General features: G+C 57.1%; 18 protein-coding genes and 1 tRNA gene. 16 read left to right on the forward strand and 3 right to left on the reverse strand.

Annotated elements, in window-relative coordinates; all coding sequences use genetic code 11:
* Positions 1 to 121 precede the first annotated feature (121 nt).
* From ACR0EV_RS04345 to ACR0EV_RS04355, 3 genes are all read left to right on the forward strand, one after another.
* Complete coding sequence (locus ACR0EV_RS04345; RefSeq protein WP_480798940.1) at positions 122 to 988, forward strand: YihY/virulence factor BrkB family protein; 867 nt, start codon at positions 122 to 124, stop codon at positions 986 to 988.
* On the forward strand, positions 985 to 2,880 hold the full coding sequence (locus ACR0EV_RS04350; RefSeq protein ID WP_480798941.1) for a multiheme c-type cytochrome: 1,896 nt from the start codon (positions 985 to 987) through the stop codon (positions 2,878 to 2,880). The genes ACR0EV_RS04345 and ACR0EV_RS04350 overlap by 4 nt, the downstream gene beginning before the upstream one ends.
* An 87-nt stretch (positions 2,881 to 2,967) precedes the next feature.
* Complete coding sequence (locus ACR0EV_RS04355; protein ID WP_480798942.1) at positions 2,968 to 3,159, forward strand: hypothetical protein; 192 nt, start codon at positions 2,968 to 2,970, stop codon at positions 3,157 to 3,159.
* On the opposite strand, the gene ACR0EV_RS04360 is transcribed toward ACR0EV_RS04355, so the two are convergent.
* Positions 3,156 to 3,878 (reverse strand): RlmE family RNA methyltransferase, encoded by a 723-nt coding sequence (locus ACR0EV_RS04360; protein ID WP_480798943.1) that lies wholly within the window; start codon positions 3,876 to 3,878, stop codon positions 3,156 to 3,158. The genes ACR0EV_RS04355 and ACR0EV_RS04360 overlap by 4 nt on opposite strands.
* Positions 3,878 to 4,990 carry a Ppx/GppA phosphatase family protein gene (locus tag ACR0EV_RS04365; protein WP_171183104.1) on the reverse strand — a complete coding sequence of 371 codons (1,113 nt, stop codon included), beginning with the start codon at positions 4,988 to 4,990 and terminating at the stop codon, positions 3,878 to 3,880. Before ACR0EV_RS04365 ends, ACR0EV_RS04360 begins: the two co-directional genes overlap by 1 nt.
* A 181-nt stretch (positions 4,991 to 5,171) precedes the next feature.
* On the opposite strand from ACR0EV_RS04365, the gene ACR0EV_RS04370 reads away from it, so the two are divergent.
* From ACR0EV_RS04370 to ACR0EV_RS04395, 6 genes are all read left to right on the forward strand, one after another.
* Entirely contained in the window at positions 5,172 to 7,058 is a 1,887-nt protein-coding gene (locus tag ACR0EV_RS04370; RefSeq protein ID WP_480798944.1) for a PhoX family protein, read from the forward strand.
* Between the two features lie 248 nt (positions 7,059 to 7,306).
* Positions 7,307 to 7,603: a virulence factor gene (locus tag ACR0EV_RS04375; RefSeq protein ID WP_480798945.1), complete on the forward strand. Its 297-nt coding sequence runs from the start codon at positions 7,307 to 7,309 to the stop codon at positions 7,601 to 7,603.
* Positions 7,604 to 7,628: 25 nt separating this feature from the next.
* A complete protein-coding gene (locus tag ACR0EV_RS04380) occupies positions 7,629 to 8,555 on the forward strand; it encodes a methylenetetrahydrofolate reductase (protein WP_480798946.1) in 927 nt (308 codons plus the stop codon).
* A gap of 9 nt (positions 8,556 to 8,564) precedes the next feature.
* On the forward strand, positions 8,565 to 9,626 hold the full coding sequence (locus tag ACR0EV_RS04385; RefSeq protein ID WP_171089932.1) for a methyltetrahydrofolate cobalamin methyltransferase: 1,062 nt from the start codon (positions 8,565 to 8,567) through the stop codon (positions 9,624 to 9,626).
* Positions 9,627 to 9,747: 121 nt separating this feature from the next.
* Positions 9,748 to 10,575, forward strand: coding sequence for a polyphosphate kinase 2 family protein (locus tag ACR0EV_RS04390; protein ID WP_480798947.1), 828 nt, complete (start codon positions 9,748 to 9,750; stop codon positions 10,573 to 10,575).
* Positions 10,576 to 10,645: 70 nt separating this feature from the next.
* Positions 10,646 to 10,719, forward strand: a tRNA-Gly gene (locus tag ACR0EV_RS04395).
* A gap of 28 nt (positions 10,720 to 10,747) precedes the next feature.
* Here the strand turns inward: ACR0EV_RS04395 and ACR0EV_RS04400 are convergent.
* Positions 10,748 to 11,770: a LacI family DNA-binding transcriptional regulator gene (locus ACR0EV_RS04400; protein WP_480798948.1), complete on the reverse strand. Its 1,023-nt coding sequence runs from the start codon at positions 11,768 to 11,770 to the stop codon at positions 10,748 to 10,750.
* 136 nt (positions 11,771 to 11,906) lie between these two features.
* On the opposite strand from ACR0EV_RS04400, the gene ACR0EV_RS04405 reads away from it, so the two are divergent.
* From ACR0EV_RS04405 to ACR0EV_RS04435, 7 genes are all read left to right on the forward strand, one after another.
* Positions 11,907 to 12,092: a hypothetical protein gene (locus tag ACR0EV_RS04405; protein ID WP_050602530.1), complete on the forward strand. Its 186-nt coding sequence runs from the start codon at positions 11,907 to 11,909 to the stop codon at positions 12,090 to 12,092.
* Positions 12,093 to 12,115: 23 nt separating this feature from the next.
* On the forward strand, positions 12,116 to 13,261 hold the full coding sequence (locus ACR0EV_RS04410) for a TRAP transporter substrate-binding protein (RefSeq protein WP_171183142.1): 1,146 nt from the start codon (positions 12,116 to 12,118) through the stop codon (positions 13,259 to 13,261).
* Positions 13,262 to 13,372: 111 nt separating this feature from the next.
* The gene (locus tag ACR0EV_RS04415; RefSeq protein ID WP_171089940.1) at positions 13,373 to 13,885 is read left to right on the forward strand and encodes a TRAP transporter small permease; all 513 of its coding nucleotides are present in this window, start codon (positions 13,373 to 13,375) and stop codon (positions 13,883 to 13,885) included.
* Positions 13,886 to 13,896: 11 nt separating this feature from the next.
* Complete coding sequence (locus ACR0EV_RS04420) at positions 13,897 to 15,225, forward strand: TRAP transporter large permease (protein WP_480798949.1); 1,329 nt, start codon at positions 13,897 to 13,899, stop codon at positions 15,223 to 15,225.
* Between the two features lie 12 nt (positions 15,226 to 15,237).
* Positions 15,238 to 16,545: a histidinol dehydrogenase gene (gene hisD / locus ACR0EV_RS04425; protein WP_480798950.1), complete on the forward strand. Its 1,308-nt coding sequence runs from the start codon at positions 15,238 to 15,240 to the stop codon at positions 16,543 to 16,545.
* Positions 16,538 to 17,299, forward strand: a complete 762-nt coding sequence (locus ACR0EV_RS04430; protein WP_480798951.1) for an SDR family NAD(P)-dependent oxidoreductase — start codon at positions 16,538 to 16,540, stop codon at positions 17,297 to 17,299. Before hisD ends, ACR0EV_RS04430 begins: the two co-directional genes overlap by 8 nt.
* Positions 17,296 to 18,276 (forward strand): zinc-dependent alcohol dehydrogenase, encoded by a 981-nt coding sequence (locus tag ACR0EV_RS04435; protein WP_480798952.1) that lies wholly within the window; start codon positions 17,296 to 17,298, stop codon positions 18,274 to 18,276. The genes ACR0EV_RS04430 and ACR0EV_RS04435 overlap by 4 nt, the downstream gene beginning before the upstream one ends.
* The last annotated feature ends 17 nt before the right edge of the window (positions 18,277 to 18,293 follow it).

Consider the following 18,293-nt stretch of genomic DNA (forward strand, 5'->3'; position numbering starts at 1 on the left):
GAATAATCCTGCACGCGCAGTAGGTCGGATGCAATGCGTTGACCGACGCGATTGACCGCATTTTTCGATTTGATACCGATGACGGGTTCTGTGTTTTTTTCCGGTGGGTTAGGGTTAAAGGATGACCAAACCTGCGAATCCTCTGTTCGGCCGACTGGTTCGGGCCCTGTGGCTGGCGCTGCGCCGGTTCGGCAGCAAAAATGGACCCGTCATGAGCAGCCATGTCGCCATGTCGTTGATGTTGGCACTCTTTCCATTCGTGCTGTTCACCGTTGCTTTGGCCGGTTCGCTTTCGCAGGGCTATGTGACCAATGAGTTGATCGAGTTGATCTTCGGCGCGTGGCCCAAGGATGTTGCCGATCCAATTGTGGCTGAACTTCGCGCGGTTCTGGCCGAATCGGGCACTGGTGTCATCACTTTGGGTGGTCTTCTGGCAATCTACTTTGCGTCGAATGGCGTGGCTGCGGTGCGCGCGGCCATGAATCAGGCCTACCACGATCAGGACAGCTGGCCGTTTTGGAAAACCCGGCTGCTGTGTCTGGTTTTGGTTATTTTAGGTGGGGCAGCTATTCTGGTCATCGCCACGGTAGAAGTGATTTTGCCGGTCTACACCAATCTTGTGGCCGAACACACGGACGTACCTGTGACACAATGGCTGTCGGTCGATCGCCTGCGCTGGACATTCACTGTGGGGGTGCCAGCGGGCACGGTCCTTCTGGCCCATCTCATCTTGCCGACCCGTCGCCATAAGCTTTCGCAAATCCTGCCCGGCGTGGTGCTGACTTTGGCTTTATGGACGGCAGGTGGGTGGGCGTTTTCGATCTACATCAGCCAATTCGCCACCTACAGTGCTACGTATGCGGGGCTGGCTGGTGCTATGGCGGCTTTGATCTTTTTGTATCTGTGTTCGGCTATGCTGATCTTAGGCGCAGAGTATAACGGCGCTTTGATGGACCTGAACAACGCAACAGACGGGGAGAAGGCATGAGGACCTTTGTTCTTGCTTTCTGCCTGCTGCTGGCAGGAGGGGCTAAGGCCCAAGATTATGTTGGCTCGGATCAATGTATTGACTGCCACCAGCAAGAAGCTGAAGCCTGGGCAAACTCACACCATGCGCTGGCCTGGACAAACGTGGAAGATGGCGCGCTGGTCGCAGATTTTGAGGGTACCCGATTTGAACTTGATGGGATGACAGTCGAGTTCGGAAAAGACGCAGACAGTTATACGGCCCGCGTCACCGAAAAGGACGGCGTAACAACAGATTACGACGTGCATTCTGTCGTCGGGATCGAGCCGTTGCAGCAATACCTGTTTGAAACTGAACCGGGGCGTTTGCAGAGCTTTGACGTGGTCTGGGATACCGAACGCAAGGAGTGGTATCACCTCTATCCCGATCAGGATTTGCCACCGGATGACGGATTGCATTGGACGGGCCCATACAAGAATTGGAACAGCCGCTGTGCCGAATGCCATGCAACTGGGTTCGAAAAGAATTATTCTGCTGACACAAGATCTTATGCGTCACAACAGGTTGAAATTGGCGTCGGGTGCGAAGCCTGTCACGGTCCGGGATCCGCGCATATCGATTGGGTGAACGGGCAGGGCATTTCCGACAATCTTGGACCAGCAGGATTTCTGATGAACTGGGGCAAGGGACGAACCGAGGCGGCAATTCAGCAATGTGCCGGGTGCCATTCCCGGCGCGAGGCGCATGGCGATGGCAACCCTATGCCCGGCACGCCCTATCACGACGCCTATAATCTGGCGCTGTTGAGACCCGGATCATACCACCCGGACGGACAGATATTGGATGAGGTGTATGTCTACGGTTCGTTCCTGCAATCGAAGATGTATGCGCAAGGCGTCGGTTGCATGAACTGTCATGAACCCCACAGCGCTGAGCTGAAAGCGGAAGGAAACGGGGTTTGCACGCAGTGTCATTCCCCGGCAGGGAACGCGGACTTTCCGACGCTTACAGCAAAAGAATACGATACGCCCGCACATCATCATCATCCTGAAAACAGTGACGGCGCGCAGTGCAAAAGCTGCCATATGATCGAAAGGGTTTATATGGGCGTCGATGGTCGCCGCGATCACAGCTTCCGCATTCCACGGCCTGACCTGGGGCTGGGCGTCGATGCCTGCACCGATTGTCATGAAGATCGGGATCAGGACTGGGCGGCCAATCAGATCGAAGGGTGGTTCCCGGACGCCGCTCATCGGGGCCCGCATTTTGGGACGGTTTTCAAGGCTGCGGCTGAAGGGGGGTTGGACACGCCCGAAGGTTTGCTGGCCGTTGCTATGGATCCATCCCAGGCCGGAATCGTGCGTGCGACAGCGGCTTACTTGCTGCAACCCTTCGCTTCCCCGGATTTGGCCAAGGCGACGGCGTCATTGCTGCAAAACGATGATCCTCTGATCCGCGCCAATGCCGTAGCCTTGCAACGTCAGGCCAGCCCGGTCGAGCAGGTACAGCGATTGGAACCTTTGCTGTCAGACCCATTGCGGAATGTGCGTATTGCTGCTGCGAAAGAGTTCCTGACGATACCACCGCAAGCTCTTTCACCTCAGCAACAATCGCTGGCCGGGCAGGGTATGTCAGAGTGGCAGCAGGCGATTGCGAACCGATTGGATTTCCCGGAAACCCATCTGGTTCTGGGGGGCATGGCTTTGACGCTGCGCAATGCGCCTGCCGCAGAGCAGGCGTTTCGCGAAGTCGTAACTTTGGACCCCCAAAGGGGCGAAGCGTGGCCCATGTTGGTGCAACTGGCGCATATCAATCGTGGTCCCGACGCCGCGCGCGCCGTGCTGCGTGAGGCGCTGGACTTGTTGCCTAACGACCCGAATCTGCGGCAGTTGTCGCAACAGCTTGATCCCTGATCCGGCACATCCCCGCCCGAATTGCTCCATTTTCACGGCAAGATTTCACGTTACGGACGGGATGAGTGCGCTGTTCAGAGGTGAAATATGTCCAAAAATGCGAAATCGCCACCAACTGTGGGTGTCAGCTCGGTTTCCCTTGCGCAACGTATAGAAGAGCTGCGCGGGCGCGCACCGGTATACGTTTCACATGGGGAAGCGTTGATGTTGCAGGGCATGGCAAACGCCTCTTTCCGTGCGCAATGCCTGACCGAAGATCGTATTCGCCTGGAGGATTAATCTCCGCCGCGAAACCCTGTTGCCACAACAAATTTTTCGGAACTGTCCGAGCGTGAAGCAGGCGGTTTCACGTTGGCGACTTTCTGGAATTTCTGCTTCAACAGCTTTTGCAAATCGCCCTCGGCGCCTCCTGCCAGAACCTTGGCTACGAAGGTGCCACCTTCTTCCAACACATCAAACGCAAAGTAAGCCGCCGTTTCGCACAGGGCCATGATGCGCAAATGGTCCGTCTGTTTGTGACCCGAAGACGCAGCGGCCATGTCTGACATCACAACGTCGGCTTTACCGCCAAGCCATTCTTTGACCTTTACGTCGGCGTCGTCTTCCATGAAATCCAGAACATGGGCGGTTGCACCAGCAACCGGTTCGACCTCTTGCAGGTCGACGCCCAAAACGGTCCCGATCCGTTTGCCGCTTTTCTCGCCCAGCGCGTTTACGCGTTTGACCGCGACTTGCAGCCAGCCTCCGGGTGCACAGCCCAAATCCACGACGCGCGCACCCGGTACGAGAAACCTGAATTTATCGTCCAGTTCCAGTATCTTAAAAGCCGCGCGCCCGCGAAACCCTTCGGCCTGAGCGCGTTTGACATACGGATCGTTCAACTGTCGTTCAAGCCACCGGGTCGAGCTGAGCTTGCGCCCGCGCGCGGTTTTAACCTTGACCTTCAGGTCGCGCTGCCCGCGGCCCGAGTTGTTTTTACCAGTCGGTGTCTTCGCCATCAGAACGGTCCGTCTTCCAATACTCCGTCCGCGCTCATCTGTGCATAAAGCAGGCCCTCGCGCAGCCCACGATCCGCCACGGAAAGGCGATCAGTGGGCCAACAGCGTAGCAATGCCTGCAAAATGGCCGAGCCGGACATGATCAGGGCCTGCCTGTCGTCCCCAATCCGAGGATCCCTGCGCCGCCCGTGAGGGCCGAGTTCTAAATACCCGCGTATGACTTTGTCAATCTGATCGCTGGTCATGCGCAGACCATCCACTTTGGTCCGGTCATAGCGCTTGAGTCCCAGATGCGAGGCCGCAACGGTTGTCACCGTGCCGCTGGTGCCGACGATCTGGAACCCTTCGCGGGTTTGTTCGTCCTTGTACGGTGCGAAATCTGCCAGGTTTTCCTCAAAAAACCAGCTCATAAGAGCGAAGCGGGCTGCATCATCTTCCACGTCGTGGAATTGGTCGCGCAAGGTGGCAACCCCCAAAGGAACACTGATCCAATCCACGACTTTTGCCGCCGGAAAAGGGCTGTCGGCGGTGTGAAACCCGTTGTGCAAGCGCATGATTGCAGCCGGGCGATCACGACGCGGCACCGATGAAATGTCGATCCATACAAGTTCGGTCGAACCGCCACCGATGTCGACGACCAATAGTTGTTCGGTCTTGGTTGAGACCAGCGGCGCGCAGGAGATCACCGCTAGACGTGCTTCTTCCTCGGGCTGGATAATTTCCAATGTAAGCCCGGTCTCGCGCTTTACCTGTCGAATGAACTCACGTGAATTCTTGGCACGACGACATGCTTCGGTCGCAATCAAACGCATCCGCTTGACCTTGTTGCGTTTCAGCTTTTGCTGACAGATCCGCAGAGCTTGCACGGTACGCGACATAGACGCCCGCGACAGCCGTCCGGTGCGTTCCAGACCCGAGCCCAGCTGCACGGATTTGGAGAAGCTGTCGACCACATGGAACCCGCTCCCCTTGGGTTGGGCAATCAACATGCGGCAGCTATTTGTTCCCAGATCCAGTGCTGCATAGAGTGCATCCGGATCGGGTCTTGCCGGCGCGGGGCTTTCAACCGCCTTCGGGAACGCGCCCGCACCTTTGGGACGCTTGGGCGCCATTCGTCACGCCCTCCGATTTTCGAGTTAATTTGACCCTAGGCGGGGGATCGCCGACGCGCAAGCAAATTCAATTTTGAATTTAACGTGAGTGTCACACAGCGTTCATACTGAAATGCGATCCCCACGCGGGATCCCCGGTACGGGATTCTCTACCAGCTTTCAGCCAGATACGGAGATTGCCATGAAAGACGAACACACCCTTTCTTTCGATGAATATGATGAGGTCGTAAACCCACGTCCTGAAGAATGTGAATTTGACCGGGTGGTCGAGCGCGCCTTGTCACGTCGCGGATTCCTGGGCGGTGTTCTTGCTATGGGCAGTTTCACAGCCGTTGGCGGCGCGCTGATTCCTTCGGGCGCGCGTGCGGCAGCTGACCGGTTCTCGTTCGAGGCGATCCCTGTATCCACTGCTGACGACGTGATTGTACCTCCGGGCTACAAGGCCGAGGTGATGGTACGCTGGGGCGACCCGCTGTGGTCTGACGCGCCCGAGTTTGATCACGCGACCCGCGGCACTGCTGCCAGCCAGGAGCGCGCATTTGGCGACAACACCGACGGTCAGGACGTGTTCTTCCATGACGGTCACGTGCTGCTGGTCGTTAACAACGAATATACCAACCGTGACATCCTTTGGGGCAACAATCCCGATGCCAAGGCGGCCTCGGACGACGATGTTGCCAAGGGTATGATGGCGCATGGTGTGACTGTGGTCGAGATTGCCAACACGGATGGCACATGGGGCATCGTCAAGGACAGCCCGTATAACCGTCGTATCACGCCGCAGACCGATATGACGATCACCGGGCCTGCGGCTGCTCATGATCTGATGAAAACCGCAGCGGACCCGACAGGCACCACCTCGAAAGGGACCTGGAACAACTGCGGCAACGGTATGACCCCATGGGGCACTTATCTGGCCTGTGAAGAAAACTTTAACGGCTACTTCTCGGCAGAAGACGAAAACCACGAGGTCAGTGCCGAACTCAAGCGCTATGGCGTCTCGTCGAAAGATTGGGGGTATGGCTGGGCCAAGATCGATGATCGGTTCGACGTGTCGAAAAACCCCAACGAACCAAACCGCGCCGGTTATGTGGTCGAGATCGACCCGACCGATCCAACCTCGACCCCGCGCAAGCTGACCGCCCTGGGCCGTTTCAAGCACGAAAACGCGGAAGCTGTAGTGAACAATGACGGTCGTGTTGTTGTGTACATGGGCGACGATGAACGTGGCGAATTCCTGTATCGCTTTGTTTCAGATGGGGTTTACGCCGCTGGCGTTGACACCAACGCTCTGCTGGAAAACGGCACCTTGTCTGTTGCCAAGTTCAATGACGACGGCACAGGTGAATGGCTGGATCTGACGCCCGAGACGACCGGTTTGGCTTCGCAGGCTGAAATCAGCATCCACACCCGTCAGGCCGGTTCTGCCGTAGGTGCGACAACCATGGACCGCCCGGAGTGGGTTGCTGCCAACCCGAATGTGGCCGAGGTTTACTGCTGCCTGACCAACAACAAGAACCGGGGCGTGAAGCCGAATGCCGGTGGTGATGACACCTCGGTCAACGGTCCGAACCCGCGTGAGGCCAACAACTACGGCCAGATCGTGCGCTGGCGTCCTGAAGGTGGCGATCATACCGCCTCGGGCTTTGCTTGGGATCTGTATGTGCTGGCGGGCAACCCCAACGTGCATCAGGATGCTTACGGTGGGTCTGACAACGTTAATGCAGACAACATGTTCAACTCGCCCGATGGTCTGAAGTTCGATAGCAATGGCCTGCTGTGGATCCAGACCGACGGCAACTATGGCAACGAAGGCGACTTCGAAGGGCAGGGCAACAACCAGATGCTGGCGGGTGACCCGGTTACCGGTGAAATCCGCCGTTTCCTTGTTGGCCCGAATGAGTGTGAGATCACCGGCCTCAGCTGGTCACCGGATCGCCGCACCATGTTCGTGGGCATCCAGCACCCGGGTGAGGATGGCAACAGCCACTGGCCCGAAGGCGGTGATGCAGTGCCGCGTTCGGCGATCATCGCGGTGACTCGCGAAGATGGTGGCCTGGTCGGCTAAACCGTATTGACCCTGTGAAATAGTGCCCCGGGCGGATATCTCCGCCCGGGGTTTTTTCGTTTTATGCAGCGCTTTCATAGTGACGTTGAGAATTATGATATGCGTGTTTGCCGTTTGTTTGTGTAAAAGCGCCCTTGGCTAGCATTGGCAAAAAGGTCGCTGGAAAAGCGCCGTGTGTCGAAAACCGACCGACCAAAGCTAAGTTTGAAGTTTAGAACCGGCCCATCGGGTTAGGAGGAATCACAGCAATGCCTGACGTCACAATCGTGTACTGGCGCGACATTCCCGCTCAGGTCATCGTCGGCAAAGGCCGTCGTGGCGCAAAGCGGCAGTTGGAAGAACGGTTCGAGCAAGCCATCGACCGGGCTGCCATGAAGGTGAACGCCAAGGACAGTGATGCCTACCTGGCCGAATGGCGCAAAGCCGAACCCTTCGCAGTAGACGGTGATCCAGCCGAGATTGCCGAGACTGAGGCGGCGCGTCTGGAAACGGAATACGATCAGGACCGCATCAAAGCGCTGATCGCCAATGACGGTTGGGCGTAAGCCCAGATTTTTATGGGAGGCCAAAATGGCTTTGCTGAACTTCAAAAAACGTGATGCGGTCGAAACCGGCCCTGTGAACCCAACCGTCGAAGCCTTTTTGCAAGGCTATTCGATCGAGGTTATGCCGCGTACCGCCGAAAAGGTCGACGATTTCCGCGCGCTGCTGCCTGAAGGCACGCGCGTCTATATCGCTCATATTGAGGGCACCCCGATTGAAGACATGGTCAAGACCGCCAAGCGCATCGCGGCCGAAGGCTATCCGGTGATGCCGCACTTCCCGGCGCGGATCATTAAGGATGCCGCGACGCTGGAGAACTGGATTTCCATGTATCAGGGCGAAGCGGGTGTTGATCAGGCGTTGCTGCTGGCCGGTGGCGTTGCCAACCCGCATGGTGATTTCGACAGCTCGATGCAACTGATGGAAACAGGCCTGTTTGACAAGGCGGGCTTCAAGCGTCTGCATGTGGCTGGTCACCCGGAAGGCAACAAGGACATCGACCCCGATGGCTCGACCAAGAATGTGGACGACGCGCTGCGTTGGAAGCAAAAGTTCTCGGAAACCACCGACGCGGAAATGGCGTTGGCGACACAGTTTGCCTTTGACGCCAAACCGATCATCGCATGGGCCGACAGCCTGAAAGAAGCGGGTATCGACCTGCCGATCCATATCGGTATCGCGGGTCCGGCCAAGCTGCAAACGCTGATCAAGTTCGCCATCGCCTGCGGCGTTGGCCCGTCTCTGAAAGTTCTGCAGAAACGCGCCATGGACGTGTCCAAGCTGTTGCTGCCGTACGAGCCGACCGACGTTATCACCGAACTGGCCGAGCACAAAGCGGCCAACCCGGATTTCAACATCACCAATGTGCACTTCTTCCCGCTGGGTGGAATCAAGACCAACGCCAACTGGGCGATCAATAACGGCGGCGCTTCGGCAAAGCCTGTAAACTCCTAAGGAACGGACATGACCCGTACAGTCGTAGAATCAAAAACAAAAACCGCCGTTCTGGGCTTTGACGAACCGTTCTGTGTGATCGGTGAGCGGATCAACCCGACAGGCCGCAAGAAACTGGCGGCCGAACTGGAAGCGGGCGATTTCTCGACCGTTGAGAAAGACGCGCTGGCGCAGGTGATGGCTGGTGCAACCGTTCTGGATATCAACGCGGGCGTTGTCTACAACTCGAACCCCAACCCAAACGAGACCGAGCCGCCGCTGATGCGCAAGATCGTCGAACTGGTGCAGGGTCTGGTTGAAGTGCCGCTGTGCATCGACTCGTCGGTTCCGGGTGCCCTTGAAGCCGGTCTTGAGGCCGCAGAAGGCCGTCCGCTGCTGAACTCGGTCACCGGCGAAGAAGAACGTCTGGAACTGGTTCTGCCGCTGGTCAAAAAGTACAACGTACCGGTTGTGGCGATCTCGAACGATGACACGGGTATCTCGGAAGACCCCGATGTCCGTTTCGACGTTGCCAAGAAAATCGTTGAGCGTGCCGCTGACTTCGGCATCCCGGCACATGACATCGTCGTAGACCCGCTGGTCATGCCGATTGGCGCGATGGCGACGGCCGGTCAGCAGGTATTCGCTCTGGTCCGCCGTTTGCGCGAAGAGCTCGGCGTGAACACCACTTGCGGCGCGTCCAACATTTCGTTCGGTTTGCCAAACCGTCACGGCATCAACAACGCCTTCCTGCCGATGGCGATGGGCGCTGGCATGACCTCGGCCATCATGAACCCGGTCGCGTTGCCGGTGACACAGAAAAAGATCGCCGAGAAGAAAGAAGCCGTGGCCGCAGCTGGCATCATTCTGCCTGAAGGCATGGATGACGAAGCATTTGTACAGATGTTTGGTCTGGGATCGACCAAGCCGCGCGCTGGTAAAGAGATGGAGGCCATTCGTGCCGCCAATCTGCTGACCAACAACGACCCGCATGGCGGCGAGTGGATCCGGTTCAACAAAGCCCCGGACGAAGCCGGCGCCGCAGGTGCGGCCGGTGGTCGTCGCGGTGGTGGTCGTCGCCGTCGCGCCTGATCAAACCTAAGCTGACACCAAAGGCCGGGCCCTGTGCCCGGCCTTTTTGACTCTGATCAATGTCGAATACGCAGAAGGTTTCACAATAGCCGGATCATTCGCACAAAGATCAGGTGGCAACATGAGTAAACATCATCCCCCGAAACTCTCGGATGCAGACCTGACTAAACGTCTCAACAAGAAGGATTATTTCGATCAGCTGATCGATTTACAAGCCAAGCTTTCCAGAATTCAACAAGCTTATCTTTTTCATGGCCTTAAGGGCGTTTTGGTCTTTGAAGGGTGGGATGCAGCAGGAAAAGGGGGAACCATTCGCCGGATCAGCCAAGCGCTGGACCCGCGCAGTTTCAAGGTGTGGCCCATTGGTGCGCCCAGAAACTACTACCTCAACCGGCACTACCTTTTGCGGTTTTGGGAACGTTTGCCGCCTGCCGGCGCGATCTCGGCTTTTGACCGCAGTTGGTACGGTCGGGTTCTGGTTGAGCGGATTGAAAAGCTGACGCCGGAAGAACGCTGGCGCGCTGCCTATCGGGAAATCAACGATTTTGAGCGGATGCTTGCGGATGACGGCACGCGGATCGTCAAACTGTTCTTTCATATCTCGCAGGACGAACAGATGCGCCGGTTTACCGAGCGGCTGACAAACCCTTTGAAGCGCTGGAAGCTGACTTATGAAGACTTTCGAAACCGCGAGAAATGGGATGTGGCCGAGGTCGCTGTTGACGAAATGCTGGCGCGCACCTCGACCGAGTTGGCCCCTTGGCACGTCATCCCTGCGAACAACAAGAAACATGCGCGAATCAAGGCGATGCAAGCCATTGTTGATGCGTTTTCTGATGGCGTTGACCTGAACCCGCAGCACTTGGACAAACGGACGCTGGAAGCCGCAGGAGAAGCGCTGGACGTCGACCAATCGTTGATCGATAGCCTGCGCGCTCGGACCGAGTGATAATTTAAGCCTGATCTGTCCCGCGCTGGGTTGAACCTCTGTCCGCACTGGTGGTATCTCAAAGGGCGCGGCGGGTATGATGTAATGGTAGCCTGTCAGCTTCCCAAGCTGAACGCGCGGGTTCGATTCCCGCTACCCGCTCCAAAACTCCAGAAAAATCATTGACCAGCGCTTATCCTGTTGCCGCCCGTAAAGACTCACGGCAAATCAATCTTGTAGACAGTTCCACAGAGCGACCGGGAGCGTTTGTTTCGATCATGTGAATCAATTCCAGAGCCGCTTTTTGACCCATCTCGCGATGAGGGACGTGAACTGTCGTAAGGGCGGGGGAAACGATACGGGCCAATTCGATGTCGTCAAACCCCGTGATCGAGACATCGTCAGGTACGCGCAGCCCCATCTCTTGGGCTTGTCGCATGGCCCCAACGGCCAGAACGTCGTTACCACAAAGAACCGCTGTGGGTGCCTGAGCGTGTGACATGAGATCCCTGAAAGCCTCGGCCCCATTTTCGATTTCATACGTGGTCTCCGCAAGGATCAGATCATTTGAAGCCAGCCCATTTTCAACCATCGCATCCCGAATCCCCTCAATTCTCAGCCGTGCGCGATCGTTGCCTTTGCTGATGCCTGAAATCGTTGCAAGGCGAGTATGACCCAGTGCAATGACCTGCTGAGCCAGAGTTTTCATGGCTTGCCGGTTGTCGAATCCGACGGATGGCGTCCGGTTGGTCGGACTGAACGACCAGGCAACCAAAGCTGGTACCTTTTGTCGTTCAAGATAATCATAAATTTGATCATCGCGATCATGGCCGATCAGCAAAAGCGCGTCAGCGCCACGGGCCACAAGGGTTCGGATCTGTTCTTGTTCGACTTCGGGTTTGTACGCAGAGCTGGATACCAACAGCGTGTATCCGCGTTTGTGAATTTCTTCCTGAAAAGCTTGTAACCCGCGCGCAAAAATGGCGTTTTCCATCGTCGGAATGATTGCTCCGATCGTAAAAGACCGTTTCGCCGCCATCACGCGCGCAGCAAAGTTCGGAGTATATCCCAAAGCGTCAACCGCAGATAAAACACGCCTCCGCGTCGCTTCGACGACCTGCTGCGGATTGTTCAGACACCGCGATACGGTGGCAGTTGAAACACCCGCAGCCTTGGCAACGTCATCCAGCGTCGGTGCGGATCGATGTTTTGACATTTTCAAACTCATAATTCCGTTTGCCCTAAGTTATGCGTTTTTGGGGGGCGATGAAAGTATAGATGTAAGCGCTTGCATTTATAATGTAAGCGCTTACAAATAGAAATAAGAGCCGATTCTATAGGGAGTCCTAGAAATGTTTGTTGCCGCATCTGCCGTCGTTTTTGCGATCTACTTCGCCAACGTCGCCTTGGGTGCCTACGCGAACAGTGCGTTTCTTGGGGACGTAGGAGAGATGTTGGTTCTGTTCGCGGCGTCGATCTTGTTCGTTGTCGCAATTCTGAAAAAGGAGGCTGACCGCGACGCAACAGACGGCAGCTGAATTTTTGCTTGGGAGGGCAATTCATGAACAACGACAAGACCGAACTGGCGTCAGCCGAACGCCGCAATTTCCTAAAGCTGAGCGCAAGCGGTGCGTTCACGGCTGCTTTGGTCGCCGGGGCAGGTGGGGTGCTTTGGTCGTCTGAGGCCGCAGCGCAGACCGCCAAGGAAGAAAGCGAGCGGGAAAAGGCAGCTGATCATGTGATGACCATCGCGACGGCCTATGTTTTGGGTGCATCGCGCAGCTATCCGATCATGCAGCTGGACCTTAAAGAAAACATCCAGAACGCCACCAATGGTAAAGTCTATGTCAAACTGGCTCCGGGTGGGCAGCTGGGTGCCGGTGGATCCCTTGTGCAGAAAGTGCAGGGCGGTACCATTCAGGCGGCGCAGCATTCGCTGTCAAACTTCGCACCTTTTGCGTCGACCGTTGATCTGATCAACATGCCGTATCTGTGCGGTTCGAACCAGCGTTTCACCAACCTTGTCCATTCGGACACGTGGAAGAACGAGGTTCATCCCAAGGTCGAGGCCGCGGGCTTCAAGGCACTTTTCTATGTGAACATCGATCCCCGTGTTGTTGCGGTTCGTCAGGGGGGCAATGCAGTCATCACGCCGGGCGATATGAGTGGCATCAAGTTCCGTGTTCCCGGCTCGAAAATGCTTCAGCAGTATTATCGCATGGTTGGCGCCAACCCAACGCCTGTTGCCTGGGGTGAGACACCTTCGGCCATCAAACAAGGTGTTGCTGATGCGCTTGATCCTTCGGTTGGGGCGCTGTTTGTCTTTGGCTTCAAGGATATCCTGAGCCATGTGACGTTCACTCAGGCAGTGCCAGACAGTCAGGTCTATTCCTGTAACCTTGAATGGTTCAACTCGATGCCCGCAGATGTTCAGGAAGGCATCATGTGGGGGTCCGAAATGACCGCGCATCAGAATCTGTCCAAGGTTCCGTCAGCACGGGCTTATGCCATGGCCGAGCTGAACAAGGCAGGTGTCCAATTCCACTCGCTCAGCGAAGATCAACTGGCCGAATGGCAGGATGCGGGCGGCTATCAGAACGCCGATTGGGATCCATTCAAGACCGAACTGGCCGGCTCGATGGAAAACTTCGAGAAACTGGTCGAAGCTGCGGGAACGCAGGGCAAATACTACGTTCACGACGCATAATGCCCAAACCGTGGACGCCAAATTGGCGTCCACAACCTTGTCGCACAGTCCGACTGCAACACTCCTGCCGTTCCGGGCAAGGGGATCGCTGTCCTATCGCCGGGGGATATGATGACCGTTCTTCAAAACATTGACCGAAACGCAGAGCGCTGGTTGTTGCTGGTTTTCTACGTGATGCTGGTGATTACCATGGCGATCGAAGTGCTGCGACGCGAGATCTTTGCCTACTCGTCGATTTGGGGCGAAGAGATCGTGCGGTATTCCTTCATTTATCTCGCCTGGATCGGGGCGGCCGCAGCGGTCAAGGAACGTGCGCATATCCGAATTGACGTCATCATGCATTACCTTGGACCGCGCCCCAAGGCGTTGCTTTATATCTTCGGCGATCTGGTGATGTTCGTCGTGGCTGTGATCGCGCTTTATTGGTCTTACGAGGCGGTTCATGTCTCGGCCAAGTTCGGCTCGGTGACAGATGGCCTGCGGGTTTCCAAAGTCTGGTTCCTGATGGCTGTACCCACCGGATTTGCGCTGATGATCTGGCGGCTGATCCAATCCCTGATGCGTGATCTGAAATGTCTGCGAGACGGCACCCCCGTCTTCGAAGGCGACAAGCTGTTTGACTGAGGAGAAATTGAATGCTTTGGAATTCCCTCAATCAAACAGTTGAACTCGGCTGGGATTTCTATGTCCCGGTGATCCTGTTCGTTGCTTTGATCGCCATGGCAGTGCCCGTTTGGGCCGCCATTGGGTCGGCAGCGATTGTGATGCTGATCATGTCCGGCGACCTGCCGCTGAGTTTGGTGGGCGAAAGCCTTTTCACCGGTATCGATGCCTTTGCGCTGACCGCTGTGCCCCTGTTCATTCTGACCGGTGACGTCCTGGTCCGCACTGGGCTATCGCGCAAGTTTCTCGACGTGGCCGAGGCGCTGACTTGCTTTGCTAAGGGCGGGTTCGGCTCGGCCACCGTGCTGGTCTGCGGCATGTTCGCGGCGATCTCGGGCTCGGACGCGGCAGGTGCTGCTGCCGTGGGCCGGATGACCATCAACCGTCTGGTCGAAAGCGGGTATCCGCGCCCTTATGCCTGTGCGCTGGTGGCCGCCGGGGCCTGTACCGGCATCCTGATCCCGCCGTCGATTGCTTACATCATTATCGGACTTGTTCTGGGCATTTCCGCCTCGACCCTGTTTCTGGCCGCTTTGATCCCGGGACTGGCTATTCTGGTTTCGATCCTGATCACCAACATCATCATGAACCGCCTTTATGCCTACGAAGGCGGCGGAATGATGACTATGGGTGAGTGGTTGTCCAACTTGGGCAAGGCGCTCAAATCCGGATGGTACGCTTTTATCGTTCCCGGCATCATCTTTTACGGCATCTTCTCGGGCCGGCTGACGCCGACCGAGGCCGGTGCGACCGCCGTTGTTGTCACCATCATCATGGGCTTCATCCTGCGCACGCTGACGCTGGCCGATTTCCCGTCGATGCTGGTCAGCTCGGCCAAGGTAAACGGTGTCATCCTGCCCATCATCGCTTTTTCTGCACCGCTCGCCGAGGCGCTGGCGATCATGGGCGTGCCCCAGGGCTTTGTGACCTCGGTCACGTCGATGACGGATGATCCTTATCTGCTGATCCTGTTAATGATCGGCATTCTGATCGCTGCGGGTTGCGTCATGGAAACGACACCAAACATCGTGATCCTGGCACCGATCCTGAAACCGCTGGCAGACAACATTGGAATGAACGAGATCCAGTTCTGCATCATGATGATCACTGCTTTGGGTGTTGGTTTCATCACGCCACCGTTAGGTCTGAACCTGTTCGTTGTATCTGGCATTACCGGCGAGTCGATTCTGAAGATTGCCGCCCGGGCCGTGCCTTTCGTATTGACCATGCTGATTGTGGTGCTCTTGATCGCCTACGTACCAGCGGTTTCGACCACTTTGCTTCCTGAAATCTACCAATAGGACCTTTTGAACATGCCCCGTGACTATCTGAAAAAGGCAACGCTGACGGCGCAGTCTCATGCGACCGAGGTGCATGATACGGTCAAGACAATCCTGTCTGATATCGAGGCAGGAGGTGACGCCAAGGCCCTGGAATACGCCGCCAAGTTCGACAAGTTCGAAGGCAATGTCCTGATGACTCAGGACGAGATCGACGCGGCCATTGCACTGGTGCCCGAGAAGCTGAAGGCCGACATTCGCTTTGCCCATGACAATGTGCGTCGCTTTGCCGAAACGCAAAAGGCCACCGTGTCGGACGTTCAAACCGAGATTGTGCCCGGTGTTGTGGCAGGACAAAAGGCCATCCCGGTCGATGCGGCAGGGTGCTATGTGCCGGGTGGACGCTACAGCCATATCGCCAGTGCGATCATGACTGTCACCACTGCCAAGGTTGCCGGATGCCGCCACATCACAGCGTGCTCTCCGCCTCGTCCGGGCGAAGGGGTTGCGCCTGCGATTGTCTATGCGGCCCACATCTGCGGCGCGGACAGTATTCTGGCGATGGGCGGTGTGCAGGGCGTCGCGGCGATGACCTATGGCCTGTTTGGCTTGCCGCGTGCAAACATTCTAGTGGGGCCGGGTAACCAGTTCGTGGCCGAGGCTAAGCGCATTCTCTACGGCAAGGTTGGCATCGACATGATTGCGGGACCAACTGACTCCCTGATCCTCGCCGATAGCAGCGCCGACGCACATGTGGTCGCCACAGACTTGGTCAGTCAGGCCGAACACGGGTATAACTCTCCGGTTTGGCTGGTGACGGATGATCGTGCTTTGGCTCAGAAAGTCATGGACCTGGTACCGCAGCTGATCGACGATTTGCCCGAATTGAACAAAGAAAACGCCGCAGCCGCGTGGAGGGACTATGCTGAGGTCATCGTCTGCGATAATCGCGAAGACATGGCTGCGTGTTCCGATGAATACGCCCCCGAACACCTGACCGTGCAGGCCGAGGATCTGGATTGGTGGCTGGACCGACTTACCTGTTATGGTTCGCTGTTTTTGGGTGAGGAAACCACCGTATCCTATGGTGACAAAGCCACTGGAACCAATCATGTTCTGCCGACCTCTGGCGCGGCCAGCTATACCGGTGGCCTGAGTGTCCACAAATATATGAAAATCGTGACGTGGCAGCGCGCTACGCGGGAGGGGTCCAAGCCCATCGCCGTTGCAACCGCGCGGATTTCGCGGTTGGAAGGGATGGAAGGGCATGCACGCGCCGCAGATGTGCGTTTGGCCAAGTATTTCCCGGACGAGCAGTTCGATCTGACCGCTGATGGATGACCCGCGCGCTTTGTTTGACCTGACGGGCAGGGTGGCTTGTGTCACCGGCGCAAGCTCGGGGCTGGGGCGGCAAGTGGTACGCGCGCTTGCAGCCGCAGGCGCGCAGGTTGTTGGCGTGGCGCGGCGCCAGGATGCGTTGGCGCAGATGCAAGCCGAGATTGGATCTCGGTCCGCTTCAGTGGAAGCCGATGTTGCTGATCGTGACGGAATTGATCGCGTGGCGGAAGCCGTCAGCGCCAAGTTCGGCACGCCCGACATTCTGGTTCATGCGGCTGGATTAAACACGCGTGAGGTCGCCGATGATGTGACACCAGAAGGGTGGGACGCCACGCTGGCGGTAAACCTCAGCGCACCGTTTTTCCTAAGCCAGGCCATGGTGCCCGCGATGAAAGAAAAGGGTTGGGGGCGCATCGTCAATTTTGCTTCGCTGCAAACAACCCGCGCGTTTCCCGGCGGTATCGCCTATGGCGCAACGAAAGCGGGGATCGGGCAATTGACCCGTGCCATGGCGGAAGCCTGGTCGCCCTTTGGCATCACCGCCAACGCAATTGGACCGGGGTTCTTTCCCACGGAACTGACGCAGGCTGTTTTCGATGACCCTGAGCGTGCCAGGCGGAACGCAGCGCAAACCTGCATCGGGCGCAATGGTCGGATGCAGGACATCGACGGACCGATTCTTTTCCTGTGTTCACAGGCCTCGGACTATGTGACCGGGCAGATATTGATGGTGGATGGGGGGTTCACAGCCAAATGAAAGCACTGGTTTACAAAGGTGTAGAGCAGATGGAATTCGGCGATGTCCCAAACGCCGTGCCTGACGCATCTGAACATCTGATCCGGATTGAAGCCGTAGGCATCTGTGGATCGGACATGCACGCGTATCTTGGCCATGATGCGCGGCGACCAGCCCCTTTGATACTTGGACATGAGGCCGCCGGGGTGATTGTCGAAGGTCTTCGCGCAGGGGATCGCGTGACCATCAACCCTTTGGTCACATGCGGAAAATGTGCAGCGTGCGAGGCAGGCCGTGAAAACCTGTGCCCGGATCGTCAGATCATTTCCATGCCACCACGCGAAGGGGCCTTTGCGCAATTTGTCTCGATGCCGGACAGAAATCTGGTTGTCGTACCGGATCATGTCTCGTTCGCCAAAGCTGCTTTGGCCGAACCACTGGCCGTCAGTTGGCACGCGGCGCGGCTGGCGCTGGAAGCGTTACACCCGGCCATGCACCGCCGTGCTCTGGTGATTGGTGGAGGTGCGATTGGGTTGGCTGCTGCATTGGCCCTACGTGCGATGGGGGTCGAAGATGTGACCGTCTCGGAACCCAATGCGTTGCGGCGGGCTTATCTGCAGCAGGTTGAAGACTTCAAAATCGCGGACGCTGCGATTGGAAGCTTTCCGCTTGTTATTGACGCTGTGGGATATGCGGCAACACGATCCGTCGCATCAGCCGTCGCAGATCCCGGCGGCGTGATTGCGCATGTCGGTCTTGGCGAAGACACCGGCGGTCTGGACGTGCGCCGCATGACGTTGCATGAAATCACCTTCATCGGCACATACACCTATACGGCTCAGGATTTCCGCGAAACGGCAGAAGCGATCTTTGACGGGCGGCTTGGTGCTTTGGACTGGGCCGAGGAACGCGCCCTGGCTGATGGAGCGCAGGCATTTCGCGATATCCGCTCTGGTGCTGTGGCCGCTCCCAAGATTATCCTGAGACCCTGGGCATAGTCCCGCCAGATTTGGAG

The sequence above is a fragment of the Ruegeria sp. CF8 genome, from assembly GCF_056537285.1.